17 protein-coding genes are annotated in these 16,894 nt (G+C 57.8%); 12 read left to right on the plus strand and 5 right to left on the minus strand.

What is annotated here, in order from left to right:
* Positions 1-27: 27 nt before the first annotated feature.
* Positions 28-1,185: an acyl-CoA dehydrogenase family protein gene (locus I9188_RS07130; RefSeq protein WP_209504700.1), complete on the minus strand. Its 1,158-nt coding sequence runs from the start codon at positions 1,183-1,185 to the stop codon at positions 28-30.
* A 142-nt stretch (positions 1,186-1,327) separates the two neighbouring features.
* Complete coding sequence (locus tag I9188_RS07135; RefSeq protein ID WP_209504701.1) at positions 1,328-1,891, minus strand: TetR family transcriptional regulator; 564 nt, start codon at positions 1,889-1,891, stop codon at positions 1,328-1,330.
* A 303-nt stretch (positions 1,892-2,194) separates the two neighbouring features.
* Here I9188_RS07135 and I9188_RS07140 point away from each other — a divergent pair, with 303 nt between their 5' ends.
* The 3 genes from I9188_RS07140 to I9188_RS07150 are packed head-to-tail and all read left to right on the plus strand — an operon-like array spanning position 2,195 to position 3,498.
* Positions 2,195-2,659 (plus strand): nuclear transport factor 2 family protein, encoded by a 465-nt coding sequence (locus I9188_RS07140; protein ID WP_209504702.1) that lies wholly within the window; start codon positions 2,195-2,197, stop codon positions 2,657-2,659.
* Between the two features lie 11 nt (positions 2,660-2,670).
* Positions 2,671-3,291: a pyridoxamine 5'-phosphate oxidase family protein gene (locus I9188_RS07145; protein ID WP_209504932.1), complete on the plus strand. Its 621-nt coding sequence runs from the start codon at positions 2,671-2,673 to the stop codon at positions 3,289-3,291.
* A gap of 48 nt (positions 3,292-3,339) precedes the next feature.
* On the plus strand, positions 3,340-3,498 hold the full coding sequence (locus I9188_RS07150) for a hypothetical protein (protein ID WP_209599580.1): 159 nt from the start codon (positions 3,340-3,342) through the stop codon (positions 3,496-3,498).
* A 13-nt stretch (positions 3,499-3,511) separates the two neighbouring features.
* On the opposite strand, the gene I9188_RS07155 is transcribed toward I9188_RS07150, so the two are convergent.
* Complete coding sequence (locus I9188_RS07155; protein WP_209504703.1) at positions 3,512-4,174, minus strand: TetR/AcrR family transcriptional regulator; 663 nt, start codon at positions 4,172-4,174, stop codon at positions 3,512-3,514.
* A 65-nt stretch (positions 4,175-4,239) separates the two neighbouring features.
* On the opposite strand from I9188_RS07155, the gene I9188_RS07160 reads away from it, so the two are divergent.
* From I9188_RS07160 to I9188_RS07195, 8 genes are all read left to right on the plus strand, one after another.
* Positions 4,240-5,556: an NAD(P)-binding domain-containing protein gene (locus I9188_RS07160; RefSeq protein WP_209504704.1), complete on the plus strand. Its 1,317-nt coding sequence runs from the start codon at positions 4,240-4,242 to the stop codon at positions 5,554-5,556.
* A complete protein-coding gene (locus I9188_RS07165) occupies positions 5,553-6,455 on the plus strand; it encodes a bile acid:sodium symporter family protein (RefSeq protein ID WP_209504705.1) in 903 nt (300 codons plus the stop codon). Before I9188_RS07160 ends, I9188_RS07165 begins: the two co-directional genes overlap by 4 nt.
* On the plus strand, positions 6,452-7,384 hold the full coding sequence (locus tag I9188_RS07170; protein ID WP_209504706.1) for an SDR family oxidoreductase: 933 nt from the start codon (positions 6,452-6,454) through the stop codon (positions 7,382-7,384). The genes I9188_RS07165 and I9188_RS07170 overlap by 4 nt, the downstream gene beginning before the upstream one ends.
* Positions 7,381-8,145: an SDR family NAD(P)-dependent oxidoreductase gene (locus I9188_RS07175; protein WP_209504707.1), complete on the plus strand. Its 765-nt coding sequence runs from the start codon at positions 7,381-7,383 to the stop codon at positions 8,143-8,145. The genes I9188_RS07170 and I9188_RS07175 overlap by 4 nt, the downstream gene beginning before the upstream one ends.
* Before the next feature lie 79 nt (positions 8,146-8,224).
* On the plus strand, positions 8,225-10,693 hold the full coding sequence (locus I9188_RS07180; RefSeq protein ID WP_209504708.1) for a heavy metal translocating P-type ATPase: 2,469 nt from the start codon (positions 8,225-8,227) through the stop codon (positions 10,691-10,693).
* Positions 10,690-11,079 carry a Cu(I)-responsive transcriptional regulator gene (gene cueR / locus I9188_RS07185; protein WP_209504709.1) on the plus strand — a complete coding sequence of 130 codons (390 nt, stop codon included), beginning with the start codon at positions 10,690-10,692 and terminating at the stop codon, positions 11,077-11,079. The genes I9188_RS07180 and cueR overlap by 4 nt, the downstream gene beginning before the upstream one ends.
* A gap of 59 nt (positions 11,080-11,138) precedes the next feature.
* Positions 11,139-12,053, plus strand: coding sequence for an NAD(P)-dependent oxidoreductase (locus I9188_RS07190; protein WP_348540329.1), 915 nt, complete (start codon positions 11,139-11,141; stop codon positions 12,051-12,053).
* 107 nt (positions 12,054-12,160) lie between these two features.
* Positions 12,161-15,226 carry an aminotransferase class III-fold pyridoxal phosphate-dependent enzyme gene (locus tag I9188_RS07195; protein WP_209504711.1) on the plus strand — a complete coding sequence of 1,022 codons (3,066 nt, stop codon included), beginning with the start codon at positions 12,161-12,163 and terminating at the stop codon, positions 15,224-15,226.
* 49 nt (positions 15,227-15,275) lie between these two features.
* Here the strand turns inward: I9188_RS07195 and I9188_RS07200 are convergent, their stop codons facing one another.
* Complete coding sequence (locus I9188_RS07200) at positions 15,276-15,752, minus strand: hypothetical protein (protein WP_209504712.1); 477 nt, start codon at positions 15,750-15,752, stop codon at positions 15,276-15,278.
* Complete coding sequence (locus I9188_RS07205) at positions 15,749-15,916, minus strand: hemin uptake protein HemP (RefSeq protein ID WP_209504713.1); 168 nt, start codon at positions 15,914-15,916, stop codon at positions 15,749-15,751. Before I9188_RS07205 ends, I9188_RS07200 begins: the two co-directional genes overlap by 4 nt.
* Positions 15,917-16,133: 217 nt before the next feature.
* On the opposite strand from I9188_RS07205, the gene gph reads away from it, so the two are divergent.
* Entirely contained in the window at positions 16,134-16,793 is a 660-nt protein-coding gene (gene gph / locus I9188_RS07210) for a phosphoglycolate phosphatase (RefSeq protein WP_209504933.1), read from the plus strand.
* Positions 16,794-16,894: the final 101 nt, after the last annotated feature.

A 16,894-nucleotide genomic window follows, 5' to 3' on the forward strand; every position in this document is an offset into this window, starting at 1 on the left:
ATCAGGCAAGAGGCCGCCCGGATACCTTCAGACGTCGAGCGACCGTGCAATCAGCTCTTTCATAACCTCGTTGGTGCCGCCGTAAATCATCTGCACGCGCGCGTCTGCGTAGAGGCGGGCAATCGGATACTCCATCATAAAACCGTAGCCGCCGAACAGCTGCAGGCATTCGTGCATGATTTCGTTCTGCACCTCCGAGCCCCAGTATTTGGCCATCGAGGCGGTTGCCGCGTCCAGTTCGCCTGCCTCCAGCTTACCGATACAGTCATTGACGAAACTGCGCAGAACCTCGGCCTTGGTCTTGCATTCTGCAAGCTTGAAACGCGTGTTCTGGAAATCCATTACCCGCTGACCGAACGCTTTGCGCTCCTGCACGTACTTTACCGTTTCGGCAATGGCAAAATCGATCGAACCCAACGCCATGATCGCGATATTCAGCCGTTCCCATGGCAGTTGCTTCATCAGCTGATAAAACCCCTGACCTTCCTCAGCCCCCAGCAGGTTCGTCATCGGAACTTTGACATCTTCGAAAAACAGTTCGGCCGTGTCGTTGCCCTTCATCCCCAGTTTCTTGAGGTTGCGCCCCCTACGAAACCCCTCGGCCCCCTCGGTTTCGACCACGATCAATGACACACCCCGCGCGCCCTCGGACTTGTCAGTCTTGGCGGCCACGATGATCAGATCAGCCGTCTGGCCATTCGTGATGAAAATTTTCGAGCCATTCAGCCGGTAGGAGTTTCCGTCTTTCTCGGCTGTTGTGCGCACAGCCTGAACATCCGAGCCGGTGCTGGGTTCCGTCATGGCAAGTGCGCCGACCATTTCGCCCGAAGCCAGTTTGGGCAGCCATTTCCGTTTCTGATCTTCGCTGCCATAGGCGGTAAGATAATGGGTCACGATCGACTGAATACCATAGCCCCAGCCAGCGTCGCCCCGTGCGCCCTGTTCGTACGCAGTGATGGCGTCAAAGCCCATACCGCCGCCGACACCGCCATATTCTTCGGGGATTGCACCTGCCATCAGGCCGGTTTCACCCGCTTTGCGCCAGAAGTCGCGATCAACGGCCCCGTTTTCAACCCAGGTTTCGATATTCGGTGACAGTTCGTCATCCATGAACCGGCCAGCCATATCTGCAAACATGCGGTGTTCGTCGGTGACCCATGCTGCGGTCGAAGTGAAAAGTGACATCAAAGGCTCTCCAAACTGTCTTTCGCAAAAGCCTAGCGGTCCGCCCGATTCCCGCCAATCCATGTGACGCGGCGTTCCGACTTCGAACAACGCAACGTTTCTATGCTAGGTAACTTAAAGAACCTGCTTGTTTTTAAGGAAATTAAGTCAGCGCCAATGCCAGCAATTGCTGTGCCGCATCCCTGGCGTCTTCCGCAGGATCACAATTCTTGAGCAAAACCGCAGACACGATTGCCCCTTCCTGCAACAACACGATCTGGCTGGCGAGTTTCTGAGGATCACGCGCACCAGCCTGTTCGGCGACGGACGTGAAATGCTCCAGCAACAGCTGTTTATGTTCGGCTGCCTGCACATGGATCGGATGATCTGTTTCCTGATATTCTGCCCCGGCCTTGATGAACATGCAGCCCCGGAATCCATCTTCCTCGAACCATTCCTTCAAGGCATCAAAACTAGCGATGAGTTGCCCGGCCGGTGTTTCTGCCATCTCTTCGATGCGCCGATAGAACCACTCGCGAAAATTCTCATCCCGCAGACGCAGAGCGGCTACAATCAGGTCTTCTTTAGTGCGGAAATGTTTGTACATCGACGTTTTCGAAACGCCCGTTTCCGCCACCAGCTTATCCATGCCGGTCGCGTGAAACCCGTCGCGGTAAAAAACCTTCAGGGCTTTGCTGACAAGTTCATCCCGTTTGTTTGGACGCATGATTCGGCTCCATGGTGTACCGTTCTGTACATATTGCCCCGAAACATGAAGTACAACCGGCCTCACACAAAGCATTGTTTTCATTAGAACTCACGACTCGCCCTGAACCGCGCGAAAAATTTTCTGCTTTCCCCCTTGCAAAAGTTAACAGATCGGTACACCTTATTGCAAAGTTAACCGATCAGTACACCAGAGGATTTGACCGATGAAACGTCGCGCCAGCATTTTCCCCCCTCAGTACGTTCCATTTCTTCTGACACTGGCCATTCTTGCCGCTTCTCTGACCTGAAAGCCCCCTGCACCATGTCTCGACCCCCTCTTCCCCCGTTCACGTTGGAAACTGCCACGCAAAAAGTGCGCATGGCAGAGAATGCCTGGAACAGCCGCGATCCCGACCGCGTCACCCCCGCATACACAGATGACAGTCAGTGGCGAAACCGGGCGGAATTTCTGTCAGGGCATGACGAAATTCACGCCTTCCTAAGCCGTAAGTGGCACAAGGAACTGGACTATCGGCTGATCAAGGAACTCTGGGCCTTTACCGGTAATCGCATCGCAGTGCGTTACGCTTACGAGTGGCACGACGATAGCGGTCAGTGGTTCCGGTCATATGGCAACGAGAATTGGGAATTTGCCGAAGACGGACGCATGTCGCATCGGCATGCCTCGCTGAATGATCACCCCATAGCCGAAAGCGACCGCTTGTTTCATTGGCCATTGGGTGAACGCCCCGATGACCATCCCGAGTTGTCTGATCTGGGTCTTTGAAAGGACATACTGTGCCGCGTGCGTTTTCAGAACTGACCTTCACCCCAACCGTCCGCGCCCATCAGGAGCGGATGGGATCGGCAAAAACCTATGCCAAATTCATTGAAGGTGGCCCGCAACAGGGCCATCTGATCGGCGAACCCGAAAAACAGTTCATTCAGGCGCGCGACGGGTTTTATCAATCCTCGGTGTCTGAAACAGGCTGGCCTTATGTGCAGTATCGCGGCGGGCCGGTCGGGTTTCTTAAGGTGCTGGGGCCGCAAACCATCGGATATGCCGATTTTTCGGGCAACAAACAGTATATCTCGCGTGGGAATCTGGATGGCAACGATCGGGTCGCGATGATCCTGATGGATTATGCAAACCAACACCGTTTGAAGATCCTGGGGCGTGTCGAGTTCACGGAAGGTCAAGCAGCGGCAGCCAGCTTGTATCCAGAAGGTTCCGAGGCCCCTGCAGAACGGGCTGCAATCATACGTGTTGAGGCGCTTGACTGGAACTGCCCGCGCCACATCACACCGCGTTTCACCGAAGCCGAACTGCGCCCGCATCTGAACAGTCTGGGCCAGCAAATGGCGCAGTTGCAGGCCGAAAATGAAAGGCTGAAACAAGAGCTGTCAAAGCTCTCGTGACGCGTAAGACACCACAGATTTTATTGAGTATAAACAGGGAATAAGCCAATGGTTCGTTCGGTCTTTCAGCTTTCTGCGGCGTGCCTTGCCGGAGCGGCCCTGATCCTTATGATCATGATGTTCGGTTTTTTTGTCTCACCCAGCGCCGTCCGAACGTCACCACCTTCTGTGTTCAGCACCATCCTGTTCAACCATTTGCAGCAATAGCAATGCCGCGCGTTCAACCGCGACTGGCCTGAACCATCGCTTCGATACCGGCTGCACAAAAATCGATCAGGCGTTCCACCTCTGACACTCCGCCGCCTTGCGACAAGGCCCCGACCCGCCAGCCACTGTTGAGATGCGCCAGCATTGCCGAAACTGAATAGACCTGGCCGCTGGCCAGCAGCGCAGGGTCAACATCCGGATAAAGCGCAGCGATTTCGTCGATAAAAAGCCGGGCGGTCGGGTCGAAACACTCAGCCGCGATATCGCGCCAGCGGGGATCGACCGAGACATGCGCCACGAGGCGCCCATACGCCATCCATCCCGAACCGCCTGTTTCTGCCAGTTCCACATAAGGCCGGATAAAACTGTCCAGAATGCTGCGCAATGTCAGCGGGCCCGCATTTCTTGCCTTGGCCAGCGCATCGGTTCTGATTTGTGCCAGCTTGCCCGCACGACGTTCGATCGCTCGAAAAAACAGCTCCTCCTTGCTGCCGCCGTGGTGATGAACAAGGCCAACCTGAACGCCTGCAAGCGCAGCGATATCGCGGATTGACGCGCCTTCGAATCCGCGTTCGGCAAAGACGGATTCGGCCGCATTCATGATCCGCGCTTTGGTTTCCAAAGACCGCTTGGACGGTGCCCTTTGTCTTGGTTTTTCTACGTTTTTCAGCGTCATGAAATTCATCTTGCCTTATTTTGGACGATCGTTCAATTTAAACCTCACGAACTTTGGGAGGGTTCATGACAGAAACGCGCGACGCATTCGCCCTGATCGGGGCGGGGCCAATGGGTTTGGCCGCGGCCAAGGTGCTGAAAGAACAAGGGATCGCATTTCAGGGGTTTGAATTGCATTCGGATGTGGGCGGTCTGTGGGACATCGATGCCCCAAGATCAACCATGTACGAGTCGGCGCACCTGATCTCGTCCAAGCGCATGACCGAATTTGCGGATTTCCCCATGGATGACGCGGTTGCCGAGTACCCCTCGCACCGGGCGATGCGTGACTATTTCCGCGCATTTGCAGATCGTTTTGAGTTGCGTGATAATTTCAAGTTCAACGCGGAAGTCACTCAGATCACTCCGCTGGGCAATCCGGGTGACGGTTGGCGCGTGAGCTGGCGGGATGAGGATGGCGACCATCAGGCCGAGTATGCCGGCGTACTCATTGCGAACGGCACCCTGTCGGAACCGAATGTACCCAGCTTTCCGGGTACGTTTGACGGCGAGTTGATCCATGCCTCGCAATATCGGTACCCAAGCCAATTCGACGGCAAGCGTGCGCTGGTCGTGGGCGCAGGCAATTCCGGCTGTGACATCGCAGTCGACGCCATCCATCACGCGAAACGCTGCGATCTGTCGATGCGGCGCGGGTATTATTTTGTCCCGAAATATGTCTTTGGCAAACCCGCTGACACAATGGGCGGAAAGATCCGTCTGCCGATGTGGCTGAAGCGTAAGGTCGACAGCCTGATCCTTGGCTGGTTTGTCGGTGATCCGCAGAAATACGGCTTTCCCAAACCGGATTACAAGCTGTACGAAAGTCACCCCGTGGTGAATTCACTGGTTCTGTATCACGCAGGTCATGGCGATCTGAGCATTCGCCCGGATATCGACCGGCTGGAAGGCCACACCGTTCATTTCAAGGATGGCTCCTGCGACGACTATGACATGATCCTCGCCGCGACCGGATACAAACTGCACTACCCGTTTATCGACAAGGACCTGCTGAACTGGCGCGGCGATGCCCCGCATCTGTATCTGAACACGATACATCCCGAACGGGACGATCTGTTCGTGCTGGGCATGGTCGAGGCCACGGGCCTGGGCTGGCAAGGCAGGCACGAGCAGGCCGAGATGGTGGCGCGCTACATCAAGGGGCTTCGACACGGCTGCCCCGTGGCAGCCGATCTGCACGAAGAAAAGCAAAAAGACTATACGCGCGCCACCGGAGGTATGAACTATATCGACCTGCCCCGCATGGCCTATTACGTGGACAAGAATACCTACAGAAAGGCTGTCACCGGCTGGATCGACCGGCTGCGGAAGGCCGCCGCATGATTGGTATTGACCAGATCACACTGAATTTCAGTCCGGCGTCTCTGACGCTGTTGAATGCTATTCTGGCAATCGTGATGTTCTCGATTGCCATCGACCTGACGCCTCGGGATTTTGACCGGTTAAGGCGCGCACCCAAACCTGTGATTGTCGGATTGTTTTCACAACTCGTCGTCCTGCCAGCACTGACCTTTGTGATGGTGTGGATTGCAGCACCGCAACCATCAATTGCGCTTGGCCTGATCCTTGTGGCGGCTTGCCCAGGGGGCAATATCTCGAACTTCATTACCCACCGCGCGGGCGGAAATGCAGCGCTTTCGGTGTCGATGACTGCCTTCGCCACCATCTGTGCGATCTTTATGACACCTTTCAATATTGCGCTTTGGGGCGGGCTTTACCAACCAACCCGCGCAATCCTGCAACAGACCCAGATCGACCCAATGCAGATCGCGATCCTGGTCGGTCTGATGCTGATCCTGCCGCTGGTTCTGGGGATTACGCTGAATCAACGCCTCCCCGCCTTGACGGCACGTTTACGCGCACCGCTGCAACTTCTGTCGATGGGTATCTTTGCTGGGTTTATCGTACTTGCTCTGGCTGCCAACTGGGGGTTTTTCCTTGGGTTTGCCGGGGCTGTTGCCGGGCTTGTGATCCTTCACAACGCCCTGGCGCTGGGGGGCGGTTGGGTTGTGGCCACTCTGACCCGGCTGTCCCCCTTTGATCGCCGCGCCATCACCATTGAGACAGGAATTCAGAACTCCGGACTTGGGCTCGTCCTGATCTTTGCATTCTTCAACGGTCTGGGCGGCATGGCCGTGGTCGCTGCATTCTGGGGAGTATGGCACGCTATCTCGGGCCTGGCTTTGGCGTCGGTCATGGCGCGAACCGAGGCTGCGCGATGACCCGCATCCTGATAACCGGCGCTGCCGGGATGGTCGGGCAAGCGCTGTTACCCGAACTTGTGGGGCACAAGGTCTTTGCAACCGATTTGAAACGCCCGGATAACCTGCCGGAAGACGTCTCATTTTTGACCATGGATGTTACAACCGACGCTCCTGCACGTGTGATTGGCAATGTGAAACCGGATGTGATCGTGCATCTGGCTTCTGTCGTGACGCCGCCACCGAAGATGGGGCGCGCGACAGCCTATGCTGTCGATGTCGAAGGCACGCGCAATGTGGTGAATGCCGCTATCGCAAACGGGGTGCGCAGATTGGTCGTTACGTCTTCCGGTGCCGCTTATGGATATCATGCAGACAGTCCTGTGCCGTTGCGCGAAGACGACCCATTGCGCGGCAACCCCGAGTTTCCCTATTCAGATCACAAGCGTCAGGTCGAAGAGATTTTGGCCGAAGCCCGCAGTGCCGCCCCGGATCTTGAGCAGGTTGTTCTGCGCGTTGGAACGGTTCTGGGGGCTGGAACCGAAAACCAGATCACCGCCCTGTTTCGCAAACCCCGTTTGCTGGCGGTGTCCGGCAGCGAAAGCCCGTTTGTCTTTATCTGGACCCAGGATCTGGCACGCATCCTTCAGCGCGCAGCAACCGACGGGCCAGCCGGGATATACAACGTCGCCGGTGACGGAACGATGGGCGTGACCGACTTGGCCTACGCTATGGGAAAACCGGTTCTGCGTCTGCCCGCATGGGTGCTGAAAGCGGCCCTAGCCCTGGCGCGCCCACTGGGTTTATCTCGCTATGGGCCGGAACAGGTACGGTTCCTTCAATATCGGCCAGTTCTGGATAATTCCGCCCTGAAATCTGAATTCGGCTATGTGCCCGAAAAATCCAGCGCCGAGGTTTTTGCGCTCTGGCAACGGCAGGCCGGGTTATGAAGACCGCGGTCATCTCTGGCGGTGCGGGCGGTTTGGGACAAGCTTTGAGCCGTGCACTGCAAGCCCATGGGTGGCGGGTGGTGCTGTTGGACCTTGATGTGTCCGGTCTGCAAACAGAACCGAACCAACTGCCAATTGCTTGTGATCTGACTGACCCCGAACAGCTTGCCAACGCAGCTCAAAGGGCGATCACGTCAAGCGACAGTATTGATCTGGTCATCTACAACGCCGGGGTTACTCAAATTCGGGGGTTTGATCAGGCTGACGCGGCCAGTCACCGTGCATTGTTCGAAGTCAACTATTTCGCAGCCGTTGAAATGGCCCGCGTATTCTTGCAGCCTCTCCGCGCGTCAAAGGGAACGCATCTGGCTATCTCGTCGGTGGCTGGTTTCGCTCCGCTCTGCCATCGCACGGCTTATGCTGCCTCGAAACACGCGCTTGAGGGTTTTTTCAAATCGCTTCGATCCGAAGAAAAGCCACATGGCGTTCAGGTTCAGATTGCAGCACCGTCTTTTGTGGCCACCAACCCCGGCAACGCAATGGAGCAACCCGATGGAACCGCGCGCCCCGGATCGGCCAAGGACGGAATGGACGAAATGAGCCCCGAGAGTGCCGCCATGGCGATCCTGCGCGGACTGGACAAATCGCAGCCCATGATCCCGGTCGGTCGCGTTGCATACATATCGTGGTGGCTCAACCGACTGTCACCACGCCTGTATCAGCGCTTAATGGAGCGTAACATGCGCGGGCCCGGGTCGTAGAATTTCGCCGCGACCCCCTTGACCTTCCCGTCACTGGAACCCCCATCTGGAGGGCAGAAAACCACTTGGGATGAGTCGCATGGCGCAAGAAGCACTGACAGAACTGAAAATCACCGGCATGGGATGCGCATCCTGTGTGGGCCGTGTCGAGGCTGCACTGCGTGATGTGTCTGGTGTTGATGCGGCCTCGGTCAATTTCGCGACCAAAACAGCGCAGGTGGCATTTGACGGGCCGGTCTCGGCACTGACAGCGGCGCTGGATGCAGCTGGCTATCCGGCTGAAACAAGTCATGCAGATCTGAGCATCGAGGGCATGAACTGCGCATCCTGCGTTGGCAAGATCGAGCGCGCGTTGGCATCCACCGCTGGCGTGATCGAAGCACAGGTCAATCTGGCAACTCGGACGGCCACGGTAACTTATGCTATAGCGGCAACTACACCCGAGGCGCTGGCTCAGGTTGTTACCGAAATTGGATACCCCGCGCGTATCCAAGGCGTTGCGGAACCAGAAAGCCGGGAAGACGATGAAATTCAGCGGCTGGTCCGTTCCACAATACTGGCAGCGGCACTAGCCCTGCCCGTATTCATTCTTGAGATGGGCGGGCACATGATCCCCGTCTTCCACCATTGGATACAGGCGACCATTGGAACGCAGACGAGCCATCTGATTCAGTTTGCCCTGACCTCGGCTTTGCTGATCGGACCGGGCCGTGTGTTTTACCGCAAAGGTATCCCGTCGCTGTTGCAGGGCACGCCGGACATGAACGCGTTGGTAGCGCTTGGGACCGGCGCGGCTTATTTGTACTCGGTCACGGCCACATTCGCGCCCGGCCGGCTGCCGCAAGGTACAGCCAATGTCTATTTCGAAGCGGCCGCGGTGATCGTGGTTCTGATCCTTCTCGGCCGGCTGATGGAGGCGCGTGCCAAAGGCAAAACAGGGGCTGCGATCCGAAAACTGGTGGGTCTACAACCAAAAACCGCGCGGGTCGAACTGGACGGACAGATACAGGACCGGCCAATCGCCGAAATCGTTGTCGGAGATATCCTGCACATCCGCCCCGGCGAGCGTGTGCCGGTAGATGCCGAAGTGCTTGAAGGCACCTCTTACGTCGATGAAAGCATGATCACGGGCGAACCAGTGCCTGTTGGCAAGTCGGCAGGCGCACCTGTTGTCGGTGGTACTGTCAATGGCACCGGCGCATTACGGGTAAGCGCCACCCGCGTCGGCGGCGACACGGCTCTGGCACAGATCATTCGTATGGTGCAGCAGGCGCAGGGCGCGAAGCTGCCGATCCAGGGCCTGGTGGATCGGATCACCTATCGCTTTGTTCCTGCGGTCATCGCTGTTGCGGTGATCACTGTCGCGCTCTGGCTGATCTTCGGCCCCAGCCCTGCCCTTCCCCTGGCGCTTGTCGCGGGTGTTTCAGTTCTGATCATCGCCTGCCCCTGCGCCATGGGGCTGGCGACCCCAACCTCGATCATGGTGGGTACCGGACGTGCGGCAGAACTGGGGGTGTTGTTCCGCAAGGGTGATGCGTTGCAACAGCTTCAGCAGGCGCGCGTCATCGCGTTGGACAAGACCGGAACCCTGACGCTGGGACGCCCCGAACTGGACAGCGTGACAACGGCGAAGGGGTTTGACCGGGAGGAGGTTCTGCGACTGGCCGCAGCCCTTGAGGCGCGGTCGGAACACCCGATCGCATCCGCCATCACCCGCGCGGGGCCCGCGACACTGCCAGAGGCATCGGATGTCCGTTCGCTTACCGGGCTTGGCCTGCAAGGGTTGGTCGAAGGCCGCGACGTGTTGATCGGGTCGCACCGACTGATGCAGCAGCGTGGGATCACCCTTGGAGCCCTGGCGGATGAGGCCGAAGCCCGTGCCGCCCAAGGGGCAACCCCTCTGTTCGTCGCTCTGGATGGGCAGACGGCGGCCACGTTGTCCGTTTCCGACCCGATCAAGCCCGGCACAGTGGAGGGGCTGGAACGGTTGCACCAGATGGGTTTGACCGTGGCCATGATCACCGGTGACAACGCGCGCACGGCGCAGGCTCTGGCCGACCGGCTGGGGATTGATCATGTCACTGCCGAGGTACTTCCCGATGGCAAGGTAGACGCAATCACGGCCTTGCGGGACCGGTTCGGAGTGCTGGCCTTTGTCGGTGACGGGATCAACGACGCCCCCGCTCTGGCGGCGGCTGATATCGGCATCGCCATCGGAACCGGCACGGATGTAGCCATCGAAACAGCCGACGTTGTCCTCATGTCTGGTGATCTGCGTGGCGTCGCAAATGCGACCGAGATCAGTCGCCGAACAATGAAGAATATTCGCCAGAATTTGGGCTGGGCCTTTGGATACAATGTCCTTCTGATACCGGTGGCTGCCGGTGCGCTGTACCCGTTTGGCGGCTATCTGCTGTCCCCTGCACTGGCAGCTGGCGCAATGGCACTGTCGAGCGTTTTTGTGGTCTCAAACGCGCTGCGCCTGCGCCGTATTCGCGCCAGCGTGCCGGAAACATCAGGCAAGGCCACCAAAGAGGTGCACGCATGAACATCGGAGATGTTTCCGCCCGCACCGGCCTGCCCGCCAAGACGATCCGGTATTATGAGGACATCAACCTGATCAAACCGATGCGCGACGACAATGGCTATCGCCGGTTTCGCGACCAGGACGTACATAAGCTGAATTTTCTGGGCCGCGCCCGGGCGCTTGGGTTCACCATCGAGGATTGCCGGACCCTGCTGGCGCTCTACGAAGATGAAACCCGTGCCAGTGCCGACGTGAAACAAGTTGCACGCGACCATCTTGTTCAGATCGAAACCAAGATTGCAGACCTGAACGCCATGCGCGATACGCTAAGCCACCTGATCGACGCCTGCGCCGGGGACGACCGGCCCGATTGCCCAATCCTGCGGGATCTGGGTGGGAAAGGCTGACTTGGGGTTGCCCTTTGGGCGCAGCTTTGCTTTGTCTTCGCCAGAGATTTTGGTCAGGCCTGTTTCGCGGAAGCCGACCGAACAGCGGAGAGGATCACAAAATGGCAAAAGTCGCGTTCCTTGGCCTTGGTGTCATGGGCTATCCCATGGCCGGACATCTGCAAGCCGCAGGCCATGACGTCACCGTTTACAACCGTACGACCACCAAGGCCGAGGCCTGGGTCGCGCAGCATGGCGGCGCAATGGCGACCACTCCGAAAGGCGCTGTCAAGGGTGCTGAGTTTGTCATGGCCTGCGTCGGCAATGACGACGACCTTCGCGCGGTTTGCACTGGAGAAGATGGCGCGTTTCAGGGAATGTCCAACGGGGCCATTTTTGTCGACCATACGACGGTTTCAGCAAAGGTCACGCGCGAGCTTTACGCTGCTGGCCTATCTCAGGGTATCGCTTTTGTGGACGCCCCGGTTTCGGGCGGTCAGGCCGGCGCTGAAAACGGCGTTCTCTCAATTATGTGTGGCGGCGACCAGACAGCTTATGATGCGGCTGAGCCGGTTATGAACGTCTATTCCAAAATCTGCCGTCGCCTCGGAGCCAGCGGCGCGGGCCAGATGACCAAGATGTGCAACCAGATCGCGATTGCCGGTCTGGTTCAGGGTCTCAGTGAAGCATTGCACTTTGCCGAAAAAGCGGGCTTGGACGGAAAGGCTGTTGTTGAGGTGATCAGCCAGGGTGCGGCAGGCAGCTGGCAGATGGCAAACCGGTATGAAACCATGCTGAATGATCAATTCGAACATGGCTTTGCTGTCGACTGGATGCGCAAGGATCTGGGGATTTGTCTGGATACCGCCAATGAGACCGGTGCGTCTCTGCCGGTGACCGCTCTGGTCGATCAGTTCTACAAGGACGTGCAGAAACTGGGCGGCGGGCGATGGGACACGTCATCGCTGTTCAAACGTTTGCGTGCCTTGGATTGAGGGGTCAGGGGGCTGTCTGCCCCCTCTTGTCCCTTTGGGCCAATTCACCCCCGAGGATATTTTCGGCCAGATGAAGAGGATCCCGGATGAGCGGGACGGAGAAAGACATGAGCGACTTGGTGAACTTCTGGTCGGACGCGCTGCGCCAAAACTGGGGGCTGGACGCACGGTTGACCCGGCTGGATGGCGAATATGATCTGAACTTTCTGGCGCAGGCCACAAATGGCCAAGACTATGTGCTGAAAGTCATGCGCGCGGGGTGCGAAGCGGGTCTGGTAGATTTTCAGATCGAAGCGCTTGCGCATATCGCCTCGGAAGCACCGGGGTTGCCGTTTCCCAAGGTATTCCCGTCGTTGAACGGCGCGACGCTGCCGGAAATTTCCGATTCCGATGGGAAGTTACGGCTGGTGTGGTTGCTGGAACGCCTGCCTGGACGCTGTTATGCAAAAGCGAACCCGAAATCCGAAGAACTGATCCTGAAATTGGGTCGTGTTCTGGGCGCAACGGATCGCGCGCTGGAGGGGTTTCAACATGAAGCTTTGCACCGCCCCGATTTCAAATGGGACCTGACGCAAGCGGGTTGGATCAGTGACAAGCTGGGTGCCATCAGCGATCCCACACGTCAGGCGTTGCTTCGGGATATCTGCAACGGGTTCGTGGCGATCGCGGATAGGCTGGGGCGCCTGCCGAAACAGGCCATTCACAACGACGCCAATGACTATAACATCCTGGTTGAAGGCGAATTGGGTGAGCGGAGGCAGGTTTCCGGCCTAATTGATCTGGGTGACATGTGTGCAGCACCGCGCGTCTGCGATCTTGCAATCGCCGGAGCCTATGTTGTGCTAGATCATGCCAGACCCGAGCGGGCATTAACTGCTCTCGTGCGGGGGTACCATGCCGCAAACCGGCTGCAAGCCGAGGAGATCGACCTGATCTGGCCTCTGCTGCGGATGCGACTGGCAGTATCTGTCCTCAACTCAACCCTGATGGCGGTCGAAAACCCGGACGACCCATATGTGACAATCTCGCAGGCACCGGCATGGCGGTTTCTTGAGAATGCATCCGTCAATGGCGGACTGATGTCTGCGCGTCTTCGGGCAGCGTGCGGGCTGCCGGTCGTGGACGGCGCAGAACGCATCCATGCGTATCTGCAAGAACATCGCGGACGGTTTTCCCAGATGTTCGATCAGGACCTAAGCGATACTCCAATGGGTTCATTGTCAGTCGAGAATTGCGTGTGGCCTCAGAACCCTTTCCACATGCCATTGGCCGAGGCCGCACGTGTTGGCGAAGAATACGGTGAGGGGCTGTGGCTGGGCTATTACAACGAACCTCGCCTGATCTATGCCGAACCGGGGTTTCGCAAAGGGCCTTGGAAAGCCTCAGATCGGCGAACAGTGCATCTGGCGGTGGATGTGTTTGCACCCGCCGGGACGGTGCTGCACGCGCCAATGAGCGGGCGGGTCGAGGTGATCGAGAACCGAGATCGACACCTCGATTACGGCGGGGTGATTATCCTGCACCATGAAACACCCGAGGGCGATCCGTTCTATACACTCTACGGTCATCTGGACCCGGAATGCTGTGACCGGTTGAAACCCGGTGATCCGGTGGCACAGGGGGCGGCGTTCGCCCGGTTGGGCGACGCCAGCCAGAATGGCGGATGGGCCCCGCATGTGCATTTCCAGCTGGCGCTGACAACCAATGGCATGGAGGCGGATTGGCCCGGTGTCGGCGACCCGGATGAGATGGAACTATGGCACGCGGTCTGCCCGAACCCGGCGGCCTTAGTGAACCTGCCGGATGACAAGGTGCTTTACCAACCCACCGACAAGCAGGCGATCCTGCAAGGCCGCCGCGATCACTTTGGCGGCAACCTGTCACTGACTTATGATGACCCTGTCATGCTGGTACGCGGGTGGAAACATCACCTGATTGACGAATGGGGCCGCCCCTATCTGGACGCCTATAACAACGTCCCGCACGTAGGTCATGCGCATCCGCGTATTCAGGCCGTGGCAGCGGACCAGTTGAAGCGGATGAACTCGAATACACGGTACCTGCATCCGGCACAGACAGCTTTTGCCGACAAGATCCTGTCTAAACTGCCCGATCACTTCGAGGTCTGTTTCTTCGTCAATTCCGGAACTGAAGCCAACGAACTGGCCCTGCGGCTTGCCCGCGCCCATACCGGGGCCAAAGGGATCGTGACGCCAGACCATGGCTATCACGGCAATACGAATGCGGCTGTGGCGATCTCGGCCTACAAGTTCAACAAACCGGGCGGCATCGGGAAAGCCGACTGGGTTGAACTGGTTGAGGTTGCTGATGACTATCGCGGGTCATTCAAGCGTGACGATGCGGATCGGGCGCAGAAATTTGCTGATCTTGTGGACCCGGCCATTGCGGCTTTGCAGGACCGGGGTCAGGGTCTGGCCGGGTTCATCGCCGAAACTTTCCCGTCTGTCGGTGGACAGATTATTCCGCCCAAGGGCTACCTGCCTGCGGTTTATGAAAAAATCCGCGCCGCCGGGGGTGTCTGCATTGCAGATGAGGTACAGACCGGTCTGGGTCGCTTGGGTGAATATTACTTTGGCTTTGAGCATCAAGGCGCGCTTCCCGATATCGTGGTGATGGGTAAACCCATTGGTAACGGGCACCCTCTGGGCGTTTTGGTAACGACGCGGGCGATTGCCGACAGCTTTAACAACGGGATCGAGTTCTTCTCGACCTTTGGCGGATCGACTCTGTCTTGCCGGATCGGCAAGGAAGTATTGGACATCGTCGATGACGAAGGCCTGCAGGACAATGCCCGCCTGATGGGTGACCGCCTGATGGCGGGACTGCGCCAGATCGAAGCCGACTTTGGTTGCGTTGGCGACGCGCGGGGTATGGGACTGTTTCTGGGTGTTGAGCTAATCAATCCTGACGGAAGCGAAGGCAGCGAAATTTGCAGCTATGTCAAAAACCGGATGCGCGATCACCGTATTCTGATCGGCAGCGAGGGACCAAAGGACAACATTCTGAAAATTCGCCCCCCGCTGACGATTGAGGCCGAGGATGTGGACATGATCCTGTGGGCCCTAAGGGACGTGCTGTCCGAGATCAGTGACTTCACCCCTGCCCCGGTTTGCGATCACGACCATCACCACGCGGGATGCGGGTGCTGCTGAAGGATAAACCCCGGTGCATTGCCGGGGTTTGACCGACCCGCAAGTACAGTCAATGCAAAACGGCAGCGAGGGTATCGTGGCCTGTTGTTGGAATCCCATTTCCCGTTGTCATACGCCGGAGCGTCAGGCCCAGTTCCTCCGACAAGGATACCAGAGCAGGCGCAAAATCCGGGCGCACGATCAGTGACGCCATCATCATCGCGTCTTCGCGTGCCCCTTCGGATGCGGCGGCAACCATTTGGGCAAAACAATTCTCATCCGCGCCCAGACATGCACAACCCATACCGTGCCTGATTAACGGGCGTCGACAATGCGTTGCGCAAAGAGAACACAGACGATCCAGCGTCAGCATGGCGGCACGCCCATAGTCTGATCCCAGCGCTATGCAAAAATCGCTCGCAACTTCAGCGCGACCACTTTCGCCCTGGCTCCACATCCGCAGATACATCACCGCACCCGCTTCGACTGGATCAAGGTCCGCCAGACAGCCGACCGCGGCACCGCCGCGCATTGAATGCGCGCTCATTTCGTCAGGATCAGTTTACCTGCACGGGTGATGCGCAGGGTATACAATTGGTCGCCCAACTCGATATGGGCCAGGTGGCCACCCTTGGTCAAATCCTCGGCCTTGTGCGCAGGCAGCATCGAGACAGCATAACCTTGGGTTGGGGTCGGGTTCTGTACGTTCATCGGGGCGTCTCCAGAGCGAGTGGGTATGGTGCCATACCTGTTGCGTTTCGTTTTATCTGGCTGACCCGAGAGGGCTGGCTTCCTGTTTCTGACATTAAATCTGATTATTTTAGTAAGGAATGTCAAGCGCTGTTTCAAATCAGGCGTCATTGAGCCGATTGCGCCCCTGAAAACGACGAGATAAGACTTGAGACAGGTATTGAAAGGCAAGCAAAACGTGACCGCAGCAGTTGTTTTTGATCTGGATGGAACGTTGGTCGACAGCGTCGGGGACCTGGCAGCAGCGGCCAATAAAACGCTGAATGGCGTCGGTCACGATCCTGTACCCGTTGATGTGATCAGAGGGTTTGTTGGCAATGGCCTTCCCAAACTGGTCGAGCGTTTGATGCGACACTGTGATTTGCCCATGGACCGCCACACGGAACTGACGCAACAGACACTGAAACACTACAATGCGGCGGTCAGTGCAACGACAATGCCTTATCCCGGGGTTCTGGAGGCCCTGGAAACACTGAAACAGATGGGGTGCGTTCTTGGTATCTGCACCAACAAACCCGAAGCACCCGCACGTCACGTGCTGGAGGCGCTCAACCTATCCCGGTTCTTCGACGTTGTTTTCGGCGGTGATACATTGCCAATTCGCAAACCGGATCCGGGCCACCTGCTGGAAAGCTTCAAAGCACTTGGGACCTCGGACACACGCTTGTATGTCGGCGACAGCGAGGTCGACGCAGAAACAGCTGTAAACGCCAAGATACCGTTTCTGCTGTTCACGGAAGGGTACCGCAAAACCCCGGTGGCCAATATACCGCACACCGTTGCTTACAGTGCGTCTGAAACACTGCCGACACTCGTGGCCAAATTGATCCAAAACTAAGTACGTTCACACGATGTCAGTTTTCAAACGAGTGATTTGGGCCTTCGCGACCCCCTAAAAGTTAAGAGGGGCCGGCCGAGGGGGTGTGACCAGCCCCTCAT

This window comes from Ruegeria sp. HKCCSA071 (genome assembly GCF_017872555.1).
Classification (GTDB): Bacteria; Pseudomonadota; Alphaproteobacteria; order Rhodobacterales; family Rhodobacteraceae; genus Ruegeria.

Excerpts from the sequence above, each read along its gene's own strand:
- I9188_RS07130 (WP_209504700.1), bottom strand. The coding sequence starts at position 1,185 with ATGTCACTTTTCACTTCGACCGCAGCATGGGTCACCGACGAACACCGC.
- I9188_RS07135 (WP_209504701.1), bottom strand. The coding sequence starts at position 1,891 with ATGCGTCCAAACAAACGGGATGAACTTGTCAGCAAAGCCCTGAAGGTT.
- I9188_RS07140 (WP_209504702.1), top strand. The coding sequence starts at position 2,195 with ATGTCTCGACCCCCTCTTCCCCCGTTCACGTTGGAAACTGCCACGCAA.
- I9188_RS07150 (WP_209599580.1), top strand. The coding sequence starts at position 3,340 with ATGGTTCGTTCGGTCTTTCAGCTTTCTGCGGCGTGCCTTGCCGGAGCG.
- I9188_RS07155 (WP_209504703.1), bottom strand. The coding sequence starts at position 4,174 with ATGACGCTGAAAAACGTAGAAAAACCAAGACAAAGGGCACCGTCCAAG.
- I9188_RS07160 (WP_209504704.1), top strand. The coding sequence starts at position 4,240 with ATGACAGAAACGCGCGACGCATTCGCCCTGATCGGGGCGGGGCCAATG.
- I9188_RS07165 (WP_209504705.1), top strand. The coding sequence starts at position 5,553 with ATGATTGGTATTGACCAGATCACACTGAATTTCAGTCCGGCGTCTCTG.
- I9188_RS07170 (WP_209504706.1), top strand. The coding sequence starts at position 6,452 with ATGACCCGCATCCTGATAACCGGCGCTGCCGGGATGGTCGGGCAAGCG.
- I9188_RS07175 (WP_209504707.1), top strand. The coding sequence starts at position 7,381 with ATGAAGACCGCGGTCATCTCTGGCGGTGCGGGCGGTTTGGGACAAGCT.
- I9188_RS07180 (WP_209504708.1), top strand. The coding sequence starts at position 8,225 with ATGGCGCAAGAAGCACTGACAGAACTGAAAATCACCGGCATGGGATGC.
- cueR (WP_209504709.1), top strand. The coding sequence starts at position 10,690 with ATGAACATCGGAGATGTTTCCGCCCGCACCGGCCTGCCCGCCAAGACG.
- I9188_RS07195 (WP_209504711.1), top strand. The coding sequence starts at position 12,161 with ATGAGCGACTTGGTGAACTTCTGGTCGGACGCGCTGCGCCAAAACTGG.
- I9188_RS07200 (WP_209504712.1), bottom strand. The coding sequence starts at position 15,752 with ATGAGCGCGCATTCAATGCGCGGCGGTGCCGCGGTCGGCTGTCTGGCG.
- I9188_RS07205 (WP_209504713.1), bottom strand. The coding sequence starts at position 15,916 with ATGAACGTACAGAACCCGACCCCAACCCAAGGTTATGCTGTCTCGATG.